Source organism: Bosea sp. 685, assembly GCF_031884435.1.
Lineage (GTDB): Bacteria > Pseudomonadota > Alphaproteobacteria > Rhizobiales > Beijerinckiaceae > Allobosea.
Map to the genome: position 1 here is coordinate 6361165 of NZ_CP134779.1, position 19048 is coordinate 6380212.

20 protein-coding genes are annotated in these 19048 nt (G+C 66.6%); 12 read left to right on the forward strand and 8 right to left on the reverse strand.

The window, feature by feature from the left end:
• Positions 1–59: 59 nt before the first annotated feature.
• Together RMR04_RS30920 and RMR04_RS30925 are read right to left on the reverse strand one after the other, a co-directional pair.
• A complete protein-coding gene (locus tag RMR04_RS30920) occupies positions 60–2645 on the reverse strand; it encodes an ABC transporter permease (protein WP_311912310.1) in 2586 nt (861 codons plus the stop codon).
• 2 nt (positions 2646–2647) lie between these two features.
• A complete protein-coding gene (locus tag RMR04_RS30925) occupies positions 2648–3349 on the reverse strand; it encodes an ABC transporter ATP-binding protein (protein ID WP_311912311.1) in 702 nt (233 codons plus the stop codon).
• A 153-nt stretch (positions 3350–3502) separates the two neighbouring features.
• Between RMR04_RS30925 and RMR04_RS30930 the strand changes: the two genes are divergently transcribed.
• From RMR04_RS30930 to RMR04_RS30945, 4 genes are all read left to right on the forward strand, one after another.
• Entirely contained in the window at positions 3503–4108 is a 606-nt protein-coding gene (locus RMR04_RS30930; protein WP_311912312.1) for an arylesterase, read from the forward strand.
• Between the two features lie 117 nt (positions 4109–4225).
• Positions 4226–5281 carry an aldo/keto reductase gene (locus RMR04_RS30935; protein WP_311912313.1) on the forward strand — a complete coding sequence of 352 codons (1056 nt, stop codon included), beginning with the start codon at positions 4226–4228 and terminating at the stop codon, positions 5279–5281.
• Positions 5282–5509: 228 nt separating this feature from the next.
• Positions 5510–6088 (forward strand): RNA 2',3'-cyclic phosphodiesterase, encoded by a 579-nt coding sequence (gene thpR / locus RMR04_RS30940; protein WP_310160116.1) that lies wholly within the window; start codon positions 5510–5512, stop codon positions 6086–6088.
• Between the two features lie 2 nt (positions 6089–6090).
• Positions 6091–6381, forward strand: a complete 291-nt coding sequence (locus RMR04_RS30945) for a 4a-hydroxytetrahydrobiopterin dehydratase (protein WP_311912314.1) — start codon at positions 6091–6093, stop codon at positions 6379–6381.
• An 84-nt stretch (positions 6382–6465) separates the two neighbouring features.
• On the opposite strand, the gene RMR04_RS30950 is transcribed toward RMR04_RS30945, so the two are convergent.
• The 3 genes from RMR04_RS30950 to RMR04_RS30960 all read right to left on the reverse strand — a co-directional run bounded on the left by RMR04_RS30950 (position 6466) and on the right by RMR04_RS30960 (position 9203).
• The gene (locus RMR04_RS30950; RefSeq protein WP_311912315.1) at positions 6466–7680 is read right to left on the reverse strand and encodes a GNAT family N-acetyltransferase; all 1215 of its coding nucleotides are present in this window, start codon (positions 7678–7680) and stop codon (positions 6466–6468) included.
• Positions 7680–8312, reverse strand: coding sequence for a DUF6875 domain-containing protein (locus RMR04_RS30955; RefSeq protein ID WP_311912316.1), 633 nt, complete (start codon positions 8310–8312; stop codon positions 7680–7682). The genes RMR04_RS30950 and RMR04_RS30955 overlap by 1 nt, the downstream gene beginning before the upstream one ends.
• 123 nt (positions 8313–8435) lie before the next feature.
• Positions 8436–9203 (reverse strand): RluA family pseudouridine synthase, encoded by a 768-nt coding sequence (locus tag RMR04_RS30960; RefSeq protein ID WP_311912317.1) that lies wholly within the window; start codon positions 9201–9203, stop codon positions 8436–8438.
• A 69-nt stretch (positions 9204–9272) separates the two neighbouring features.
• On the opposite strand from RMR04_RS30960, the gene ftsY reads away from it, so the two are divergent.
• The 5 genes from ftsY to RMR04_RS30985 all read left to right on the forward strand — a co-directional run bounded on the left by ftsY (position 9273) and on the right by RMR04_RS30985 (position 13811).
• Positions 9273–10487 carry a signal recognition particle-docking protein FtsY gene (gene ftsY / locus RMR04_RS30965; RefSeq protein ID WP_311912318.1) on the forward strand — a complete coding sequence of 405 codons (1215 nt, stop codon included), beginning with the start codon at positions 9273–9275 and terminating at the stop codon, positions 10485–10487.
• On the forward strand, positions 10484–11107 hold the full coding sequence (locus tag RMR04_RS30970; RefSeq protein ID WP_311912319.1) for a septation protein A: 624 nt from the start codon (positions 10484–10486) through the stop codon (positions 11105–11107). Before ftsY ends, RMR04_RS30970 begins: the two co-directional genes overlap by 4 nt.
• A gap of 207 nt (positions 11108–11314) precedes the next feature.
• Positions 11315–12433 (forward strand): alpha/beta hydrolase, encoded by a 1119-nt coding sequence (locus tag RMR04_RS30975; protein WP_311912320.1) that lies wholly within the window; start codon positions 11315–11317, stop codon positions 12431–12433.
• Positions 12434–12675: 242 nt separating this feature from the next.
• Positions 12676–13089, forward strand: a complete 414-nt coding sequence (locus RMR04_RS30980) for an MbcA/ParS/Xre antitoxin family protein (protein ID WP_311912321.1) — start codon at positions 12676–12678, stop codon at positions 13087–13089.
• Positions 13083–13811: an RES family NAD+ phosphorylase gene (locus RMR04_RS30985; protein WP_410492304.1), complete on the forward strand. Its 729-nt coding sequence runs from the start codon at positions 13083–13085 to the stop codon at positions 13809–13811. Before RMR04_RS30980 ends, RMR04_RS30985 begins: the two co-directional genes overlap by 7 nt.
• 27 nt (positions 13812–13838) lie before the next feature.
• Here RMR04_RS30985 and RMR04_RS30990 read toward each other — a convergent pair whose 3' ends face one another.
• Both RMR04_RS30990 and RMR04_RS30995 read right to left on the reverse strand, forming a co-directional pair.
• The gene (locus RMR04_RS30990) at positions 13839–14243 is read right to left on the reverse strand and encodes an NUDIX domain-containing protein (protein WP_311912323.1); all 405 of its coding nucleotides are present in this window, start codon (positions 14241–14243) and stop codon (positions 13839–13841) included.
• A 78-nt stretch (positions 14244–14321) separates the two neighbouring features.
• Entirely contained in the window at positions 14322–15107 is a 786-nt protein-coding gene (locus RMR04_RS30995; protein WP_311912324.1) for an SDR family NAD(P)-dependent oxidoreductase, read from the reverse strand.
• Between the two features lie 180 nt (positions 15108–15287).
• On the opposite strand from RMR04_RS30995, the gene RMR04_RS31000 reads away from it, so the two are divergent.
• A complete protein-coding gene (locus RMR04_RS31000; protein WP_311912325.1) occupies positions 15288–15662 on the forward strand; it encodes a YkvA family protein in 375 nt (124 codons plus the stop codon).
• A gap of 124 nt (positions 15663–15786) precedes the next feature.
• On the opposite strand, the gene RMR04_RS31005 is transcribed toward RMR04_RS31000, so the two are convergent.
• Positions 15787–16761, reverse strand: a complete 975-nt coding sequence (locus RMR04_RS31005; protein ID WP_311912326.1) for an NADPH:quinone oxidoreductase family protein — start codon at positions 16759–16761, stop codon at positions 15787–15789.
• 211 nt (positions 16762–16972) lie between these two features.
• Here RMR04_RS31005 and RMR04_RS31010 point away from each other — a divergent pair, with 211 nt between their 5' ends.
• Both RMR04_RS31010 and rlmN read left to right on the forward strand, forming a co-directional pair.
• On the forward strand, positions 16973–17563 hold the full coding sequence (locus RMR04_RS31010; RefSeq protein ID WP_311912327.1) for a hypothetical protein: 591 nt from the start codon (positions 16973–16975) through the stop codon (positions 17561–17563).
• Between the two features lie 251 nt (positions 17564–17814).
• Complete coding sequence (rlmN, locus tag RMR04_RS31015; RefSeq protein WP_311912328.1) at positions 17815–19047, forward strand: dual-specificity RNA methyltransferase RlmN; 1233 nt, start codon at positions 17815–17817, stop codon at positions 19045–19047.
• Position 19048: the final 1 nt, after the last annotated feature.

Sequence of the window (19048 nt, forward strand, 5' to 3'; positions counted from 1 at the left end):
CGCGAATGATGCAATGCAGCGGCAGTTTCATGTCTATCGTTAGCCGGGGCAGATAGTCATCACAAATTCCGCAGATGAGAAGCCGGCGCTTTCGATAGTATCTGCAGCGTGCCGACAAGCCCGAACAGGACGGTAACGCCGACAGCCGCAGTCGCAGCCAGTAGAGCGCCGGTCGGATCACTGACGAATGCAATCTTCATCACTTGCGTGACGACGCCCCAGCCCGCCAGAGCGCCCGCGAGAACGCCGAACAGCGCCGAAACGAGGCCGATCGCAGCGTACTCAAGGGCGTACGACGAAAGTATGAAGCGCCTCGTCGCGCCGAGCGTCTTCAGGATCATTGCGTCATAGAGCCGCGCGTGCTGCCCGGCCGCGAGCGCGCCGCCCAGGACCAGCAGGCTGGCGGCGATGGCAAGGGCGGACGCGCCGCGGATCGCGGTGGCGAGCTGGCCAACGATGGTGTTGACCGCCTCCAGCGCGTCCTTGACCCGCACGGCCGTCACCGTGGGGAACGTGACGGCGAGCTTGCGCAGCAGGCTCGCATCGTCGGCGCTGCTCGCATTGGTGGCGGGCGTGATCGTGGCGAGGTTGGTGTGGGGGGCGACGGCGAAGGTGTTGGGCGAGAACAGCATCACGAAATTGATGCCGAGCGAGCGCCATTCGACCGCGCGCAGATTGGCGACGCGGGCGGTGATGTTGCGGCCGAGCACGTTGACAGTGAGCGTATCGCCGACCTTGAGGCCGATTCCCGCCGCGATCGGCGCGTCGAAGGAGACGAGCGGTTCGCCCTTGTAGTCGGCCGGCCACCACTCGCCGGCGGTGAGCTTCGAGCCTTCCGGCAGAGCGGCGGCGTAGGTGATGCCGCGGTCGCCGTCGAGCACCCAGGCGGACTGCTCGGTCGCCTTGACGTCCTCGGCCCTGACTCCGTTCACGCTGACGATGCGCCCGCGCATCATCGGCACGCGCTCGGTCACCGCACCGGGCCGCTGTTCGGCAAGAAATGCGTCGAAGCGCGCCGATTCGGCATTGGGGATGTCGAGGAAGAAGAAGCTCGGGGCTTTCTCCGGCAGGGCCTGGGTGAGCTGGCGCGTCAGGCTGACATCGATGAAGGCCAGGGCCGAAAGCAGGGCGACGCCCAGTCCCAGCGAGAGCACGAGCGAAGGCGTCAATGCGCCGGGGCGGTGGCTGTTGGCGAGCGCCATGCGCAGGCTCGGATTGCGCGGCCGCGGCAGGGCTCGCGCCAGCGCCATCAGCCCCCATGAAACCGCGCGCAGCAGCAGGAAGATGCCGGCCATCACGGCGAGGTAGATCAGCGCGATGCGCTGGTCATAGGCGAAGACGAGCGCGACGCCGACGAGTCCCGCCAGCGCCAGGGCGAAGATCGCCATGTAGACCGGGCGGGGGCGGCGGGCATCCGGCTCGATCTGATCGCGGAACAGCGCCGAGACCGGCACGTCATGGGCGCGGCCGAGCGGCAGAATCGCGAAGACGAGCGCTGTCAGCATGCCGTAGAGCGCCGCGATGCCGAGTTCGCCCGGCGCCAGGGTCGGCTCGAAGGGCAGCGGCAGGATGTCCTTGAGCGCATAGCCCAGGGCGAAAGGCGCGGCCGCGCCGAGTGCGAGGCCGATGGCGGTGCCGAAGGCTGCGACCAGCATGACCTCGGTCAGATGGATCGCGACGACGCGCCCGCCGGTCGCCCCGATCGCCTTCATCGTGGCGAAATCGAGCTTCTTGGCCTCGACGAAGCGGCGCACCGCATTGGCGACACCGACACCGCCGACGAGCAGGGCAGTCAGGCCGACCAGCGTCAGGAACTGGGTAAAGCGCTCGAGATTGCGCTGGAAGCCCGGATTGGCGTTGGAGCGCGAGCGGATCTCCCAACCCGCCTCGCGCTGCTGCGTGCCGGCGGCTGCGATCAGCGCGTCGAGCGAGGCTTCATCAGAGGCGGCGGCGGGCAGGATGACGCGGTAGGTCCAGCGCACCAGGCTGCCGGGCTGGAGCAGGCCGGTGGCGCGCAGGGCGGCCTGCGTCGTCAGCAGGCGCGGGCCGAAGCCGACGCCGGCTGCGATCTTGTCGGGCTCCGAGACGAGATTGGCGCGCAGCTGAAGCTTTGCGGCGCCAACCGAGATGATGTCGCCCGGCTTCAGGTCGAGGCGCCCGAGCAGGACCGGATCGGCGACGGCGCCGAAAACGCCGTCACGCTCAGTGAGGAGGTCCGGGAGCGGTGCCGCCGGTTCGGTCGTGACCGCGCCGATGCTGGGATAGCCGGTATCGACGGCCTTGATCTCGACCAGCGCCGCGCCCTTTTCGCCGGCATTGGCCATGCCGCGCATCGTGGCGATGGTCGAGACCGCGCCATGGGAGGTGAGGAAGGCGAGCTCCTGCGGCGTCGCTTCGCGGTGGATCAGGCTGAAGGCGGCGTCGCCGCCGAGGATGCGCCGCCCTTCCCGGGAGAGGCCCTCGGTTAGGCCGCGCGAAGCCGAGGCCACCGCTGCGATTGCCATCACGCCGAGCGCGAGGCAGGCGATGAAGACGCCGAAGCCGCGCAAGCCCCCGCGCAGATCACGCCAGGCAAGCCGCAACGCCAGCGCAATGCCGGCGGCGTGGGAAGGGGGCAGGGCTTCCGGCTTCACGATTGCGTGCATGATCAGGCGACCGCCAGATCGGCATCGGCCTCGATGCGCCCGGCGCGCAGGCGGATCGTCTTGTCGCAAAGGGCTGCAAGCGAGAGATCATGCGTGACCAGGACGAGCGTCGCGCCGCGCTCGCGCCGGAGCGCGAAGATCAGGTCGACGATCGAGCGGCCGGTGTTTTCGTCGAGATTGCCGGTTGGCTCGTCGGCGACGAGGATCGCTGGATCGGGCGCGACCGCACGCGCGATCGCGACGCGCTGCTGCTCTCCGCCCGAGAGCTGGGCGGGATAATGGTCCATGCGATCGCCGAGGCCGACATTGCGCAGTTCCGCCTCGGCGCGGGCGAAGGCGTCGTTCGCGCCGGCCAGCTCCAGCGGCAGCGCGACATTTTCACGCGCCGTCATGGTCGGGACGAGATGGAAGGACTGGAAGACGATGCCGATGCGCTTGCCGCGGAACAAGGCGAGGCCATCCTCGTTCAGGCTGCCGAGGTCCTGGCCCGCGACCTTGACGATGCCGGAATCGGGGCGCTCCAATCCGGCCATGGTCATCAGCAGGGTGGATTTGCCGGAGCCGGAAGGGCCGACCAATCCGGTCGCCTCGCCCGAAGGCAGCGACAAAGAAACACCCTTCAGGATATGGACGCGGGCGGCGGCACGCCCCAGACTAAGGTGGACATCCTGCAATTCGATCGCCGGGGCGGGCTTTTCGCTCATCGTGACATGATCCTGACTTCGCATTCCATCACACCCTCTCGCACCGCATCATGGAGCGAGTGGGGCGGTACCGCAGCGCACCCCGTTCCGAGGCGATATGGGCGTGCGCATGCGCTTGTCCAATCGCTCGCCGCCGTTTTTCTGTTCTGCCTCATGCTGCTTCCGGTCGCGACCATGGCCCAGACACCGCCACGCCCGCTCAAGCTCGTCGCGTTCGGCGACAGCCTGTCAGCCGGCTACGGCCTGCCCGGTAGCGCCGCATTTCCCGCCGTGCTGGAGCAAGCCCTGCGCCAGAAGGGCGTTCAGGTCGAGATCGCCAATGCAGGCGTCTCCGGCGATACCGCCTCGGGCGGGCTGGAGCGACTGGACTGGTCGGTTCCGGACGGGACCGATGGCGTCATCCTCGAGCTCGGCGCCAATGACGCGCTGCGCGGTATCGATCCGGCGATCACCGAGAAGGCGCTGGATGCCATCGTCACGCGGCTCAAGGCGCGCAACATCGCCGTGCTGCTGGCGGGCATGTATGCGCCGCGCAATCTCGGTACGGACTACACCAGCCGCTTCGACGCCATGTTCCCGCGACTTGCGCAGGCGCATGGACTGGTGCTTTACCCGTTTTTCCTGGACGGCATTGCGGGCGATCGCGCGTTGAACCAGGCCGATCTGCTTCATCCCACCCCAGAAGGCGTCCGCGTCATCGTCCAGCGCATCCTGCCGACTGTCGAGCGCTTCCTCGCGACGCTGCCCGCCAAATCCTGAGCGCGGTTCTCGGCCCGAAAATCGCTTCCTCTCCTTTTTCGTCTTGCCCGCCTTTTCCGTTTTGCCTTCCTCGCGGCGCGCGCCTGCTCGCCGGTCTTTTCTCGGAGTTGCATCGCCATGGAATACCGTCGTCTCGGGCGCACCGATCTCAAGGTCTCGGTGATCTGCCTTGGAACCATGACCTATGGCGAGCAGAACACGCAGGCCGAAGGCCATGAACAGATGGACTACGCCCTCGACCAGGGCGTGAACTTCTTCGACACGGCCGAGATGTACTCGATCCCGCCCAGGGCGGAGACGCAAGGCTCGACCGAGCGGATCATCGGCAAGTGGTTCAAGGCCAGGGGCAATCGCGACAAGGTGATCCTCGCCTCCAAGGTCGTCGGGCGCGGCACCAGCGACTGGCTGCGCGACGACAAGGGCCCGACGCGCGTCACCCGCAAGCAGATCTTCGAGGCCGTCGATAAGAGCCTGGCGCGGCTTCAGACCGACTATATCGACCTCTACCAGATCCATTTTCCCGAGCGGCCGATGCCCTGGGGCTCGAACCCGACGCGCTTCAGCAAGGCGGCCTTCGAAAAGCCGGCCGACGAAACGCCGATCGCCGAACAGCTCGATGCCTTCGCCGAGGTCATCAAGGCCGGCAAGATCCGCCATCTCGGCCTCTCCAATGAGAGCGCCTGGGGCACGGTGAGCTTCGTACGCGATTCGGAAACACGCGGCAGCCCGAGGGTCCAGTCGATCCAGAACGCCTACAGCCTGCTGAATCGCACCTTCGAGACGGCGCTGGCCGAGGTCGCCATCCGCGAGGATGTCGGTTTGCTCGCTTATTCGCCGCTGGCTCAGGGTTTCCTCACCGGCAAATATCTCGATGGCGCGCGACCGGCCGGGGCCCGCACCACCCTGTTCAATCGGGCGCAGCGCTATGAGACGGCAGGCGCGGAGGATGCGATCAAGCGCTATGTCGCGCTTGCCCGCGAGGCGGGGCTCGATCCGGCGCAGATGGCGCTGGCCTTCGTCAATTCGCGCTCCTTCGTGACGGCCAACATCATCGGCGCTACCAAGATGGATCAATTGAAGACCGACATCGCCTCGATCGGCGTGACGCTCTCGCCCGAGCTCGAGGCCAAGATCGACGCGGTCCACCAGCTCGTCGGCAACCCCTGCCCCTGAAGAGGGTCGGCAGTCCCGGTACTTTTGCCGTCATGGTCGGGCATGTCCCCGATCTAAACACGTGTCCCGAGCATCCACGCCGCGCTTCGTCGAGAGCTTGCGTTCAAGGCGTGGATGCTCGCCACAAGCGCGGGCATGACGGGTGAGCAACTCTGTCTTGTGGACGAAGGCAGTGCTTGCCCGGCTTTTCGTCTCGCCAGAGTCACAAAAAACTGGCACTGATTCGTCATGCCGAGGCTGTTCACAGCTCTGGAAATACCCGCCGAGGTTGCCTCGGTGTTGACGCTGCATCGAGGCGGGCTCGTCGGCGCGCGCTGGATCGAGCCGGCCGATTATCACATCACCTTGCGCTTCCTCGGCGATATCGATCGCCGCATGGCCAATGACGTCGATAGCTTTCTGGCCGATCTGCAATCCTATCCCTTCCAGGTGACGCTCGATTCGCTCGGCAGCTTCGGCGGCGACAAGCCGCGCGCGGTCTTCGCCAGGGTCCAGCCGAGCCAGAAGCTGAGCGAACTCCAGGCCGATATCGAGCGGTTGATGCGCCGGCTCGGCCTGCCGCCGGAGGCGCGCAAATTCGTACCGCACGTCACCCTGGCGCGGCTGCGGGACGCCTCGCCGATCGATGTCGCGCATTATCTCAGCCAGCACCCGATCGTCCGGCCGATCAGCTTCACGACCCGGCGGCTGGCGCTGATGTCGTCGCGTGATTCGGTCGGCGGCGGCCCCTATGTGCTGGAAGCGGCTTATCCGCTTGGACCTGCCTACCCCAACCGGCTGTCCCAGACCGGTTTCCAGCGGAGATGACGATGCCGAAGCGATTAGGCGCGGAGGCCCGCAACGAGGCGCTGGTGACGCTGACCGGCTGGCGGCTCGTCGAGGGGCGCGAGGCGATCACCAAGCGCTTCATCTTCCGCGATTTCAACGAGGCCTTCGGCTGGATGACGCGCGTCGCGCTGCTGGCGGAGAAGATGGACCATCATCCGGAATGGTCGAATGTCTACAAGACCGTCGAGGTCACGCTGGCGACGCATGACGCCGGCGGCCTGACCGAGCTCGACGTCAAGCTCGCCCGGGCCATGGACGCGCTGGCGGGCTGAGACCTTTCAGAACCGCGCCGTCATCCTGGGCGACTGAAGGTCGTCCCGGGATGACGGGGAGGTTCCCGGCCAAGGCTGAACTCGTCAACCCTTGCCGGTGTTCGACCAGGCGGCGAGGCGGCGGGTCACCGGCTCCGGCAGGTTCCGGACGGCGGCCCGCAGCGCTGGGCGCAGATGACGCAGCCCGAGCCGGCAGACCAAGCGGCCCCGCCAGGATAGCGGCAGCACCGAATCACTCACCACGGTCAGCCCGTCGGCATGCTCGAGCTTGTAGGCGTCGGCCGGGGCCAGCAGATCAAACAGCATATTGCCGCGCGCCTTGGCGGCGGCGAAGCTGCGATGCACCAGGATGCCGCCGACGCCGCCTCGCTCATGGTCGGGATGGGTCGCGATGACATGGCCGAAGCTGACCTGTTTGCAGTCGAGCGCGAGGTCGATGCCGATCGCCTGGTCATCGCAGCGAATCACGGCGATCCGGAGCGGCGAGCCGCCCTCGGCGTCGCCGGCGAGATCGTGGAAAAAGGCGGCAAAGCGCGGATCGGCGACGGTCGGGGCAACAATGCCGTGCCGGGTCAGCGCCACCTGCTTCATCGCGATTGCCTCGGCGGCGAGCACGGCGGCCTGTGGGCCTGGATCCAGCGTCGCAAAGGAGATGTCGCCGCGCTCGCTCAAACGGCGCAAGCGCCTGCGATGGTTCGAGCGTTCGCGCGCGGCGTAGACGGCACTGGGGCCCTCCCGGCCGACGCGCAGGTCAAGGTCGGCGTAAGGCGCCTCGCGCTGCTCGAGCAGGATCGCATCAGCCGGCATTCCGGCTGGGGCAAGCGCGGCATCGGTACGCAGCTTGCGCAATTCGAACAGGTCGGCACGCAGCGTGCGGACCGCCGCCCAGCCGGCCTGCAACAGCTCGACCTCATGACCGCCGCGCTCGACGAGCACATCGCCGAACTGTGCGACCGGTACGCCCATGAAGCGCAGGATGGTTACACCGAAGCGGCGTTGGGCGATCAGCGGCCAGACCATGACGAGCCGGCCTCCGCGCCTGGCCGTGACGATGCTGAGGTGGCTGCCGGCTTCGAGGTAGTGCCGCGCCCAATGGCGCAGGAAGACATGGCTCTGGAAGACCTGCTGCGGCAAAGCGGAGCGGGCGAAGAGCGCGTCCCATTCAGGCTGCAGCGCCAGGAAGTCATCATGCCCGCTGACGATGTCGATAGCGAGCGCGCCATCGCGTGTGGTCGGGGCAGCCATGCTCGCTGCGGAGGGCTCGATGCATTTGGTACGCAGCGCGGTGAGGGCGGCCATCAGGCGCCGGTCCGGACATGCGAGATCAATCGTTTCACGCCCGCCAGCGGAAAGCGCGCGAGATAAGGCACCAGCAGGAGTGGGTGGCGGGCTGCGAAGGGGGCGTCCTGCTCGACCATGTGGCGGATGGCGAGCACCGGCAACGGCGCGCGCAGCGGCCGGAATTCGGGGTTCCACAGTCCCGGCGCGTCGGAATCGGCATACATCAATCCGATCATGCGGTTGCGGGTGAGCGAATAGAATCTGTGGCGCTTCTGGATGCGCTTGAGCATCGCGATGCCGTCGGGCGCGGCGCAGGCGGGAAAGCCGATGATCACGGTGCGGAAATGCGCCATGGCGGGCTTGGCGGGAATCGCGTTCAGCGCCTTGAAGCCGTCGCGAAGCAGCATGAAGATCGCTTCTTCGTCGCCGGGGCCGGCATCGCTGATGCTGAGCCGCACCGTGTCGAGCTTGGCGGCCTGACGGGTGAAGGGGCAGACCGCGCCGGTGCGGCCGAGATCGGCATGAGCGCTCATCAGATAGTTCTCGACCCAGCCGAGCAGGATCGACAGCGCTGTTCCGGTTTGGCCTGCGCAGCGGGAGCGCGCTTCGGGCAATGTCAGGAGAGGCCGCGCAGTTGGAACAACCGACATTGGAGTGTCGGCTGCGCTGATTGTCTGATGCATGGCCCCGCCCGGCTTTGGTGTCGCGGCGAGTTCTACTGGGTACACGTTAGGGAAGGGTTTCCCGCAACCTCCGGTAGCCGATGAGCGGCGTTAGGATTTTGTAAAAGATTTCGTCCAGCCGCAGAGCGAAAGCGCCGCCTGCATATGCTCCGGCGGCGGGGCCTCAACATGGATCGGCGCGCGCTTGCGGTAGAGCGGGATCGTGATGCTGCGGGCATGCAATTGCAGTCCCGGCCCGCCCTCGCGCGGCGCCGTGCCGTAGATTTCGTCGCCGAGTATCGGCCAGCCGGAGGCCGCGCAATGCACGCGCAATTGATGGGTGCGGCCGGTCAGGGGCTCCAGAGCAAGCCAGGCCAGCGGCCCGGTCTCGTCGGCGCCACGCCCGAGCACACGGAAACGTGTCTGCGAGGGCAGGCCGTCGGGATCAACCTTCATCCACCAGCCGCGATCGGGCGCACGCTTGCCCAGCGCCAAGTCGATCAGGCCTTCGTCGAGAGCGGGATCTCCCTGCACGACCGCCCAATAGGTCTTGTCGATGCGGCCCTCACGGAACATCTGGTTGAGTTCGGCCATGGCGCGGGGATGGCGGCCGAGCACGAGGCAGCCGGAGGTATCCTTGTCGAGCCGATGCGCGGCCTCGGGCCGGCGCGGCAGGCCGAAGCGCAGCGCGTCGAGGTGATCGGTGAGGACCGGGATGACGCGGCGCTTGGCCTGGGGACCGCGATGCGAGGGCAGCCCCGCCGGCTTGTCGATGACCAGCATCATGGCGTCGCGATAGAGCAGCGGCACGGGAAGCTCGGAATCCGGCGTCGCTTCCGGCGTTCCTTGCGAAATTTCTGGTTGATCGGGCGCGGTCATGGCATTGCGCTAGCGAACGCGGCCGGACGACGCAACCTCGAGGCGCGGCGCGGCCGGACGACAGGACGGATGATGAGCGAGACGCAACCGAAGAAACGCGGTTTCTTTTCCAGGCTTTTCGGCGGTGAGGACGAGCAGGCGAAGTCGGCGGAGCAGCCCAGCGCGCCCGCCACGCAGGCGCCGCCGGAGCCGGAACCTGACGCGCTGATCGCGCCCGACCTGCTGATGGGTGAGGCCGCGCCCTTGCCGATCGCGATGCCGGAGCCCGCGCCGGTGCAGGCCCCTCCGGTCATGGCGCCTCCAGTCGTGGCCCCTCCAGTGATGGCTCCCCCGCCGGTGGTCGCCGCGCCGGAGCCGAAGCGGAGCTGGTGGCGCAGGCTGACCGAGGGGCTGTCGCGAACCTCATCGGCTCTTACCACCGGGATCACGGACCTCTTCACCAAGCGCAAGCTCGACGCCGGCACGCTCGAAGACCTGGAGGACATCCTGATCCAGGCCGATCTGGGTCTCGCGACCTCCGCCCGCATCGCCAAGGCGGTCGGCGAGGGGCGTTACGACAAGCAGATCGATCCGGCCGAGGTGAAGGCGATCCTGGCGCGCGAGGTCGAGGCGATCCTCACCCCCGTGGCCTTGCCGCTGGCGATCGACGCCACGAAAAAGCCGTTCGTGATCTTGATGGTCGGCGTCAACGGCTCGGGCAAGACGACGACGATCGGCAAGCTCGCGGCCAAGTTCAGGGCCGAGGGCAAATCCGTGATGCTGGCTGCCGGCGATACCTTCCGGGCGGCGGCGATCGAGCAGCTCAAGGTCTGGGGCGAGCGCACCGGGGCCGAGGTCATCTCCGGCCAGCAGGGCGCGGATGCGTCGGGCCTGGCCTATGAGGCCTTGCAGAGGGCCAAGGCCACTGGGGCAGACGTGCTGCTGGTCGATACCGCCGGGCGGCTGCAGAACAAGACGGGATTGATGGACGAACTCGCCAAGGTGGTCCGCGTCATTCGCAAGCTCGATCCGGAAGCCCCGCATGCGGCGCTGCTCGTGCTCGACGCGACAGTGGGGCAGAACGCGCTCGCCCAAGTCGAGGCGTTCCAGCACACCGCTGGCGTCACCGGGCTGGTCATGACCAAGCTGGACGGTACGGCGCGCGGCGGCATCCTGGTGGCGCTGGCGGCGAAATTCGGCCTGCCGGTGCATTTCATCGGCGTCGGCGAGAGCGTCGAGGATCTGGAGCCGTTCTCGGCGCAGGAATTCGCCCGCGCGGTCGCGGGATTGGGAGAAGCAGCGTGAGCGAGAATGTGATCGTGGCGAAGCCTGGCAAAAGCGTCAATCCGCTGCTCAAGCTCGCGCTCGAATTCGGGCCGCTGGCGATCTTCTTCTTCGCCAACTCCTATGGCGACCGACTCTTTGGCATCGCGCCGGACCGGCGCATCTTTGTCGCGACCGGCATCTTCATCGCCGCCTCGCTGGTCGCGCTGGCGCTGTCGCGGATCGTGCTGGGCTATCTGCCGCGCATGGCGATCGTCAACGCGGTGGTGGTCAGTGTCTTCGGCGGGCTGACGATCGCGCTCGACGACGCCTTCTTCATCAAGGTCAAGCCGACCATTGTGAACGCGCTGTTCGGCTGCGTGCTGCTGGGCGGCCTGTTCTTTGGCCGCTCGCTGCTGGCGCTGGTGCTGGAGACGGTGCTCCAGCTCGACGCGGAAGGCTGGCGCAAGCTGACCTTCCGCTGGGGCCTGTTCTTCTTCGTGCTGGCGGCCCTGAATGAGGTGGTTTGGCGCACGCAGACGCAGGATTTCTGGGTCGCCTTCAAGGTCTGGGGTGTGATGCCGCTGACCATGGCCTTTGCGCTCGCGCAGACGCCACTGATCCTGAAGCATGAGCTGAAGCCGGCGAAGACCGAGGAGTAGCAGGCGGCCTCGCGAGCTGGTTGCTCCCGTAAATCGGGCTCGCGCCATGCCATGGGCGCATCGTGGCATTGCGGGGAGAGGCGAGGTCGCAGGTTGCGATCGGCGGATATCGGCGCTCTGCTGACCTCACTCAGGCAGTTTGACAACCAAGGCCTGTCGACAACGAAGACCTGTCGACAACCAAGACCTGAGACGGAGGTAACGCCCATGCCGTCGCTTCGTTTTCCGTCGCTTGCCCTCATCTTCGCCATCAGCGGTCCCATAGCCGCCTGGGCCCAGGCCGTTCAGGCCCCGCAGGCTGCGCCGCCGGCCAGTTTCGCTGCCGAGCAAAAGGCCGCAAACGCCACAGATGGCCCACGCAGGACGCCGCCGCGCAGCTTCCCGGTGCCGACCGAGGAGGTCAGCCCGGAGATGCGCAAGCTGATCGCCCTGCCGTTCCCGCCGCATATGGACGCTGCGCCCAAGAGCGCCGCCGAATGGACGGAATTGGTCGACCGGCGCGCCAAGCTCGCCATCGCCGCCCTGCCGGCGATGAAGGAGAAGCTGAAGGTCGATGTCCAGCCCGCCGTGATCGGCGGCGTGAAGGCCTTCATCGTCACGCCCAGGACGATCCCACGCGCCAACCGGGACCGGCTGCTCGTCCATGTCCATGGCGGCGGCTATGTCTTCGGGCCGGGCGAGGCGGCGCTGCCCGAAGCGATCCTGCTCGCCGGCTTCGGCGGCTACAAGGTGATCTCGGTCGATTACCGCATGCCGCCCGATGCGCCCTATCCCGCCGCGATGGACGACGCCATGGCGGTTTGGAAGGCGGCGACCAAGATGGCCAAGCCGCGCAACATGGCGATCTTCGGCACCTCGACCGGCGGCGCGATGACGCTCGCCATGGTCCTGCGCGCCAAGGCGGAGAAGCTGCCGCTGCCCGCCGCGATCGCGCCGGGCACGCCCTGGTCGGACATCGCCAAGATCGGCGACAGCTACGCCACCAATGAATGGGTCGACAATGTCCTGGTGAGCTGGGACGGCTGGCTCGGGCGCGCGGCCTTGCTCTACGCCAATGGCCACGATCTGAAGGACCCGCAGCTCTCGCCGATCTATGGCGATTTCCACGGTTTCCCACCGACGATCCTGACCTCGGGCACGCGCGACCTGTTCCTGTCGAACACGGTCCGGACCCATCGCAAGCTGCGGCGCGCCGGCGTCGTTGCCGACCTCAACGTCTATGAGGGCCAGAGCCATGGTCAGTATGGCGGGGATATGAACGCGCCTGAGACGAAAGAGGCCTTCACCGATATCGCCAAATTCTTCGACCGCCACCTCGGGCGATAGGGGCAGTCTGTTGGCTTGGACACGCGGTGCAGATCCGGGATCCGAAGCGCGTCATGGTCGGGCTTGCCCCGACCATCTCGTGACGGGGGAGCGCGCCTTTGCCGACGCCCCTTCCGGCCCCGGATTCTCGGGTCTGCGCTTTGCTCCGCCCGAGAATGACGCGGTGTTTCCGGGGCGATCATCGGTCTGATCTTGCCATTTGGCATTTTATATATTATTTGATGCCAAATGGAGATCGCTTCATGACGGCCTTGCAGCGCATCGAGACGACCCAGCGCGACTTCGTCCCCGATCCGATCTCGGATGACGAAGCCGCCGCGATGTTTCGCGCCGCGATCAATCTGTTCCGGCTCTGGCGCGTCACCGACGAGCAGGCGGCGACGCTCCTCGACCTGCCCTTGCGCAGCTACCGGCGTTGGAAGGCCGGCGAGATCGGCCGCATCTCGCGCGATGGCAAGGCGAGGCTCTCCAATCTGATGGGCATCCACAAGGCGCTGCGCCTGATCTTTCGCGAGCCGCAGCGCGGCTATGACTGGATCCAGGCGCCCAATGCAGCCTTCTCCGGCCATACGGCACTGGCGGTCATGCTTGGCGGCGAATTGACGGATCTGATGCGGGTCAGGCGCTATCTCGACGACGAGCGGGGCGGCTGGTGATCGATGTCAGCGCCGTCCCCGCCACCGATCTGGTGTGGCGGGGGGCGGTCCGGATCATCCGCAGCCTGTTTCCGCCGATCGACCTGTTCGAGGATATCGCCGATCCCGCCGACTGGCCATTGATCCTGGCGGCCGAGCAAAAGACCAATCCGCGCTTGATGGAGAGCGTCGGCAATCTCGCTCTCGTGCCGCCGGAGAGGCGCGTCTCGGGCCCGGGCGCGAGCTGGCTGATGGCGCCCTTCACCCATGTCAGCCCCGACCGGCCGAGCCGCTTCAGCGCTGGCGGGTTCGGCGTGCTCTATGCCGGCGACAGCTTCGAGGTCGCGCTGTTCGAGACGGTGCACCACCATGGCCGCTTCATGGCTGCGACCAAGCAGCCGCCGGGCTGGACCTCGCAATTTCGTGAAATCCTGCTCGATGTCGAGGCGCGGCTGCATGATCTGCGCGAGCCTGGGCCGGGGGTCAGCGCGGTGCTCGATCCGGGTGATTATGCGCAAAGTCAGGCACTCGGCAGCGCGCTTCACGCGGCGGGTTCGGAAGGCGTGGTCTATCCGAGCGTTCGCCGTGGCGGCGGGGCCTGCGTCGGCCTGTTCTATCCCGACGGCGCCTCGAACCCGGTTCAGGGCCGCCATCTCGACTATCACTGGAATGGCGAGCGGGTTGACCTCTACCGCGACCTCAGCCGTAGCGAGGTCTACCGTATCGTTCAGGGTAGTGGTTGAGGATATCGATCGAGGCTCTTTCGTTGCTCAAGCATCGGCCGAACGCAGCGACTCGAGCAAGGGCCGGTATTCCTCGAGGGCAAGATCAGGAAGCGCGAGGGCTTCCTCCAAGCGAAACCAGCCGAGCTCGGTGTGCTCATCATCCATGATGCGCGGCTCGCCCTGCCATTTCCTCACAGCATAGATATGGAAGGCAACCGGCTCGGCCGATGTATGCGGACCGGCGATTCGGCCAAGAGCATCGCAAGCCAGGATCGCGATGCTCATCTCTTCGTGAATTTCGCGGATGAGCGCCTGTTCCAGCGTTTCTCCGACCTGAACATGGCCGCCGGGAAAGCTCCACAGGCCAGGATGAGCCTTTCGATGCGGACTACGCCTGGCCAGGAGGACGGCATCGTCTCTCAGCAACAGGGCGTTGACGATGTCATGCATTCGAACCTCCGGGTGCTGATCCCGAAGGCTGGCCTCAGCCGGGACTGACGGCAATGAACCGGAGTCCACCACATTGTTCTACTTCGCCGCGAGCCGGATCGCGCCGTCGAGCCGAATTGCGGTGCCGTTGAGCATGTCGTTCTCGATGATGCTCTTGACCAGGGCCGCATATTCGCCAGCCTTGCCGAGGCGCGAGGGGAAGGGGATCGAGGCGCCCAGCGAGGCGCGCGATTCCTCCGGCAGACCGTCGAACATCGGCGTCTCGAACAGGCCGGGCATGATCGTCATCACGCGGATACCGTAGGCGGCGAGTTCGCGCGCGATCGGCAGCGTCATGCCGACGACGCCGGCCTTGGAGGCGGAGTAGGAGGCCTGGCCGATCTGGCCGTCCTCGGCGGCGACGGAGGCCGTGTTGACGATCACGCCACGCCCGCCATCCCCAGTGATCGGGTCGAGGGCGGCCAGCGCCACCGCCGATTTCGCGATCACGCGGAAGGTGCCGGTCAGGTTGATGGCGAGGCCTTTCTCGAAGGTCGCCATGTCATGGGCGATGAGCTCGCCGGTCTCGCGCTTCCTGGAGATGACGCGGCGGCCGGGCGCGATGCCGGCGCAGTTGACGATGATGCGGGCGACGCCTTGGGCGGCCCGCGCCTTGGCGAGCGCCGCGTCGACGGAGGCGTCATTGGTGACGTCGCAATGGCAGAAAACCCCACCGATCTCGGCCGCGACGGCCTCGCCGCGCTCCGTGTTCAAATCCAGGAGCGCGACCTTGACGCCGAAGCCTGCGAGCATGCGCGCGGTGCCTTCGCCGAGGCCCGAGGCGCCGCCGGTGACGATGGCGGAGAGCGAGGAATCGAGTTTCATGGGGCGGTTCCCGTTCGCAATGGCGTTTGCAACGCGTTTAGAGGCCCTGCCGCCCGGCTCCAAGCGAGATTCTTGGGCCGCCCCTTGTGCAGCCTTGGGCTTGGGGCCACATCTCGCGACGTCCCGGCCGGGCATCGTCCTGGTGTTGCCGGGATCGGAAGCCCGCAAGGAGGGGCTGGCATGAGCGACACGTTCCATTCGCGCTTTTCGGCGGAGGAGATGGCGGAGATCCGCCGGAGCCTGCGCGACGAGGCCCGCTTCGGTTCGGAGTTTCTGGGCCGGCTCAAGCGTGTGGCGAAGCGGGTGCCCTTCGCCGAGGATCTGCTGGCGGCCTGGATTTGCACGCGCGATCCGGCGACGCCGCGGCGCGTCCGGCTGACGCTTTTGGCGGCGCTCGGCTATTTCGTGCTGCCGCTCGATGCCATTCCCGACATCCTGCCCTTCATCGGCTTCACCGACGATGCGGCGGTGATCGCGGCCGCCCTCGCCGCGGTCGCAGGCTCGATCACGCCCGAACACCGCGAGAAGGCGAAGCAGACGCTGGCGGAGCTCTAGGCCAGGCTAGGTCATTGTTTTAACGCGTTTTCTTCACGCGAACCGGTATCCAGTTCGCTCGAAAACGCTCTCGCTATTCGTTGAAGCACGCATCATTCCGGGTCGCTCCGGAATGATGGCGAGATCACAGCGTCAGGATGATCTTGCCCTTGGCCTTGCGGTCGCCGATCAGGGCGAAGCCCTCGGTCCAGCGCTCCAATGGCAGGGCGGCGTGGACATGGGCGCGGATATGCCCGTTCGCGGCCCAGTCCAGCAGGCGCTCCATATTGCGGCGATGTGCGACGGGCTCGCGCCGGACGAACTCGCCCCAGAACACACCGCGCAGGTCGCAGCCCTTCAGCAGCAGCAGGTTGAGCGCGATCTTTGGAATCGCGCCGCCGGCGAAGCCGACCACGAGATAGCGGCCTTCCCAGGCCATGGCGCGCAAAGCCGGTTCGGCCAGGTCGCCGCCGACCGTGTCGTAGAGCACATCGACGCCGCGCTCTTCGGTCAGGCGGCGCAGGCCGGCCTTGAGATCCTCGCTGCTGTAGTCGAGCTCTTCCTGCGCGCCATGAGTCTGGGCCAGCGCAAGCTTATCGGCCGAGGAGGCGCAGGCGATGACATGGGCGCCGAGCAGCGCGCCGATTTCGACCGCCGCCAGCCCCGCGCCGCCGGCAGCTCCGAGCACCGCCAGGGTTTCGCCGGCCTTGAGGCCGGCGCGCTGGATCAGCCCGTGCATCGCCGTGCCATAGGTGACGAACAGCCCCGCCGCCTGGGCGTCGTCGAGCGCATCGGGCACGCGCACGATCTGCTGCGCCGAGACAGCCACGCTTTCGCGCGCCGCGCCATGGCCGAGCCAGGCGGCGACGCGCTCGCCGACGCGCCAGCCGGTGACGCCTTCGCCGATGCTGGCGATCGTGCCGGCGCATTCGGCACTGGGCGAGAAGGGTAGCGTCGGCTTGGTCTGGTAGCGCCCCTCGATGATCAACGTGTCGAAAAAGTTGAGCGCGGCCGCCTTGACCGCAATGACGACCTCGCCCGGCCCGGGGCTAGGCTCGGCAATGTCGCGGATGACGAGCGTCTCGGCCGGCCCATGGGCCTCGCAGAGCAATGCCTTCATCGTTTCTCCAACCGCTGCGATGCGCTTGGCGGCGAATGTGGCATGCTCAGATGACGAACGGAACTGTAGCTGAGGGTGTAGGGCATTCGCATTTTCGCCCGGATCGTGACATCCTATCGTTTCCGCGATCTTGAACTCTCGGGTCAAATGCACCGGGAATAGAGACGCTGTTAAGATTTCTGCTGATTGATGGCGGCTTATGAATCTCTGTTTGCTCCGCACCGATTTCGCCGCCTCACGGCTCATGATCGTCGCATCGCTGTTCGCCGCGAGCGTGATCGCTGCCGTGCCGGTCTCCGCTCAACCCAAGCCGAAGCCCCAGGCGAAGCCTGCGCCGGTCGCATCGGCAAGCGCTGGCCAGGCCCAGGCGATGCTCCTGGAGACGGCCGGCAAGTGGCAGGCCTTTTCCTCGCAGCAGGGCCGCTCGAAGGTCTGCTACGCTCTCTCCAAGGCGGAGGCGCGCCTGCCCGCCAATCTCAAGGAGGTCGAGGGACTGCTCTTCGTCTCCAGCCGCCCGACCGAGGGCGTGCGCAACGAGATCAGCTTCGTGCTGAATTTCGACCTGAAGGAAGATGTCGAGCATCAGGCGATCATCGGGTCCGAGCGCTTCGCGCTGGTCGCGAAGGGCCAGAACATGTGGCTCAAGAACCCGGCCGAGGAGCCCCGCATGCTGGACGCGCTGCGCAAGGGTTCGGGGCTTGAGGTCAAGGGCACCTCGAAGCGCGGCAATCCGACCAGCGACAAATACTCGCTCGCCGGCATGAACCAGACGGTCAAGCGCGCCGAAGACGCCTGCAAGTAGGGCAGCCTGGAATCCGCGAGCGCGGCCGTCTGACGCAGCTTTCTGCGCTTCCGGTGCTCACGGACATGAAGTCCGCTGCGCTCCGGTTCTCGAAATCCGCGCCAGCCGGCTCACGCTGGCGAATTCCCGTTGCCACCCTGCGTCGCACCGGTTTGTGCGGGTGTTCGGACCGTGATTTCGCGGCTGGGCGTTCTCGTGCTATGAGCCGCGGATATTCGGGCCGATGATCGCCCGTCCGAGCCAGAGTTCCGATGACCTTGTCCGTGCTTGAGCCCGCCGCGCCAGCGGCCGAACCCGTTGTTACGAGCCGCGTCTCGCTGATCGGGCGCACGCGCGCCGGTCTTGGCGACGCACTGGCCGAGATCGGCGTTCCCGAGAAGGAACGACGCATGCGCGTCGGCCAGCTCTGGAACTGGATCTACCATTACGGCGTCCGCGATTTCTCCGCGATGACGACGATCGGCAAGGGTTTGCGCGCGGCGCTGGGTGAGCGCTTCACGCTCGACCTGCCGGAGGTGACGGCCGAGCAGGTCTCGACCGACGGCACGCGCAAATGGCTGATCCGCATGGCGTCGACCGGCCCGCGCGATCGCGGCGCCGAGATCGAATGCGTCTACATCCCCGAGGTCGACCGCGGCACGCTTTGCGTCTCCAGCCAGGTCGGCTGCACGCTGACCTGCACTTTCTGCCACACCGGCACGCAGCGCCTGGTGCGCAACCTCACCTGTGAGGAGATCGTGGCGCAATTGATGGTGGCGCGCGACCGGCTTGGCGATTTCCCCAATCGCGCTAAGCCCGACGGCGCTTTCGTGCCCAATGATGGCGGGCGCTTCGTCTCCAATATCGTCTTCATGGGCATGGGCGAGCCGCTCTATAATTTCGACGGCGTGCGCGATGCCATCGACGTGATCTCGGATAATGAGGGATTGTCGCTCGGCCGCCGCCGCATCACGGTCTCGACCTCCGGCGTTGTGCCGCAGATCGGCCCGCTCGGGCATGAGATGGGTACGATGCTGGCGATCTCGCTGCATGCGGTGCGCGACGAATTGCGCAACGAGCTCGTGCCGCTGAACAAGAAATATCCGATCGCCGAACTGCTTGAGGCCTGCCGGACCTATCCCGGTGTTTCGAACGCGAAGCGGATCACCTTCGAATATGTCATGCTCAAGGGCGTCAACGACAGCGATGCCGATGCGCGCGAACTGGTGCGCCTGCTCAAGGGCATTCCGGCCAAGATCAACCTGATCCCGTTCAACCCCTGGCCCGGCACCAAATACGAATGCTCGGACTGGGACCGGATCGAGCGTTTCTCCGAGATCGTCTTCCGGGCGGGCTACGCCTCGCCGGTGCGCACCCCGCGCGGGCGCGACATCCTCGCCGCCTGCGGCCAGCTCAAGAGCGAAACCGAGAAGCTCTCGGCCCGCGCGCGATTGATGCTGGACCAGGACGAGGCGGCGGCTGCCGCCGCCGTCGCTGCGGAATAAT

What these genes read in the sequence shown, in the direction of transcription:
- RMR04_RS30990 (WP_311912323.1), bottom strand. Translation starts at nt 14,243, where the DNA reads ATGCATGACATCGTCAACGCCCTGTTGCTGAGAGACGATGCCGTCCTC.
- RMR04_RS30945 (WP_311912314.1), top strand. Translation starts at nt 6,091, where the DNA reads ATGCCGAAGCGATTAGGCGCGGAGGCCCGCAACGAGGCGCTGGTGACG.
- RMR04_RS30975 (WP_311912320.1), top strand. Translation starts at nt 11,315, where the DNA reads ATGCCGTCGCTTCGTTTTCCGTCGCTTGCCCTCATCTTCGCCATCAGC.
- RMR04_RS30980 (WP_311912321.1), top strand. Translation starts at nt 12,676, where the DNA reads ATGACGGCCTTGCAGCGCATCGAGACGACCCAGCGCGACTTCGTCCCC.
- RMR04_RS31000 (WP_311912325.1), top strand. Translation starts at nt 15,288, where the DNA reads ATGAGCGACACGTTCCATTCGCGCTTTTCGGCGGAGGAGATGGCGGAG.
- ftsY (WP_311912318.1), top strand. Translation starts at nt 9,273, where the DNA reads ATGATGAGCGAGACGCAACCGAAGAAACGCGGTTTCTTTTCCAGGCTT.
- RMR04_RS30930 (WP_311912312.1), top strand. Translation starts at nt 3,503, where the DNA reads ATGCTGCTTCCGGTCGCGACCATGGCCCAGACACCGCCACGCCCGCTC.
- RMR04_RS30935 (WP_311912313.1), top strand. Translation starts at nt 4,226, where the DNA reads ATGGAATACCGTCGTCTCGGGCGCACCGATCTCAAGGTCTCGGTGATC.
- RMR04_RS30920 (WP_311912310.1), bottom strand. Translation starts at nt 2,645, where the DNA reads ATGCACGCAATCGTGAAGCCGGAAGCCCTGCCCCCTTCCCACGCCGCC.
- RMR04_RS30995 (WP_311912324.1), bottom strand. Translation starts at nt 15,107, where the DNA reads ATGAAACTCGATTCCTCGCTCTCCGCCATCGTCACCGGCGGCGCCTCG.
- RMR04_RS30950 (WP_311912315.1), bottom strand. Translation starts at nt 7,680, where the DNA reads ATGGCCGCCCTCACCGCGCTGCGTACCAAATGCATCGAGCCCTCCGCA.
- RMR04_RS30955 (WP_311912316.1), bottom strand. Translation starts at nt 8,312, where the DNA reads ATGTCGGTTGTTCCAACTGCGCGGCCTCTCCTGACATTGCCCGAAGCG.
- RMR04_RS30925 (WP_311912311.1), bottom strand. Translation starts at nt 3,349, where the DNA reads ATGAGCGAAAAGCCCGCCCCGGCGATCGAATTGCAGGATGTCCACCTT.
- rlmN (WP_311912328.1), top strand. Translation starts at nt 17,815, where the DNA reads ATGACCTTGTCCGTGCTTGAGCCCGCCGCGCCAGCGGCCGAACCCGTT.
- RMR04_RS30960 (WP_311912317.1), bottom strand. Translation starts at nt 9,203, where the DNA reads ATGACCGCGCCCGATCAACCAGAAATTTCGCAAGGAACGCCGGAAGCG.
- thpR (WP_310160116.1), top strand. Translation starts at nt 5,510, where the DNA reads ATGCCGAGGCTGTTCACAGCTCTGGAAATACCCGCCGAGGTTGCCTCG.
- RMR04_RS31005 (WP_311912326.1), bottom strand. Translation starts at nt 16,761, where the DNA reads ATGAAGGCATTGCTCTGCGAGGCCCATGGGCCGGCCGAGACGCTCGTC.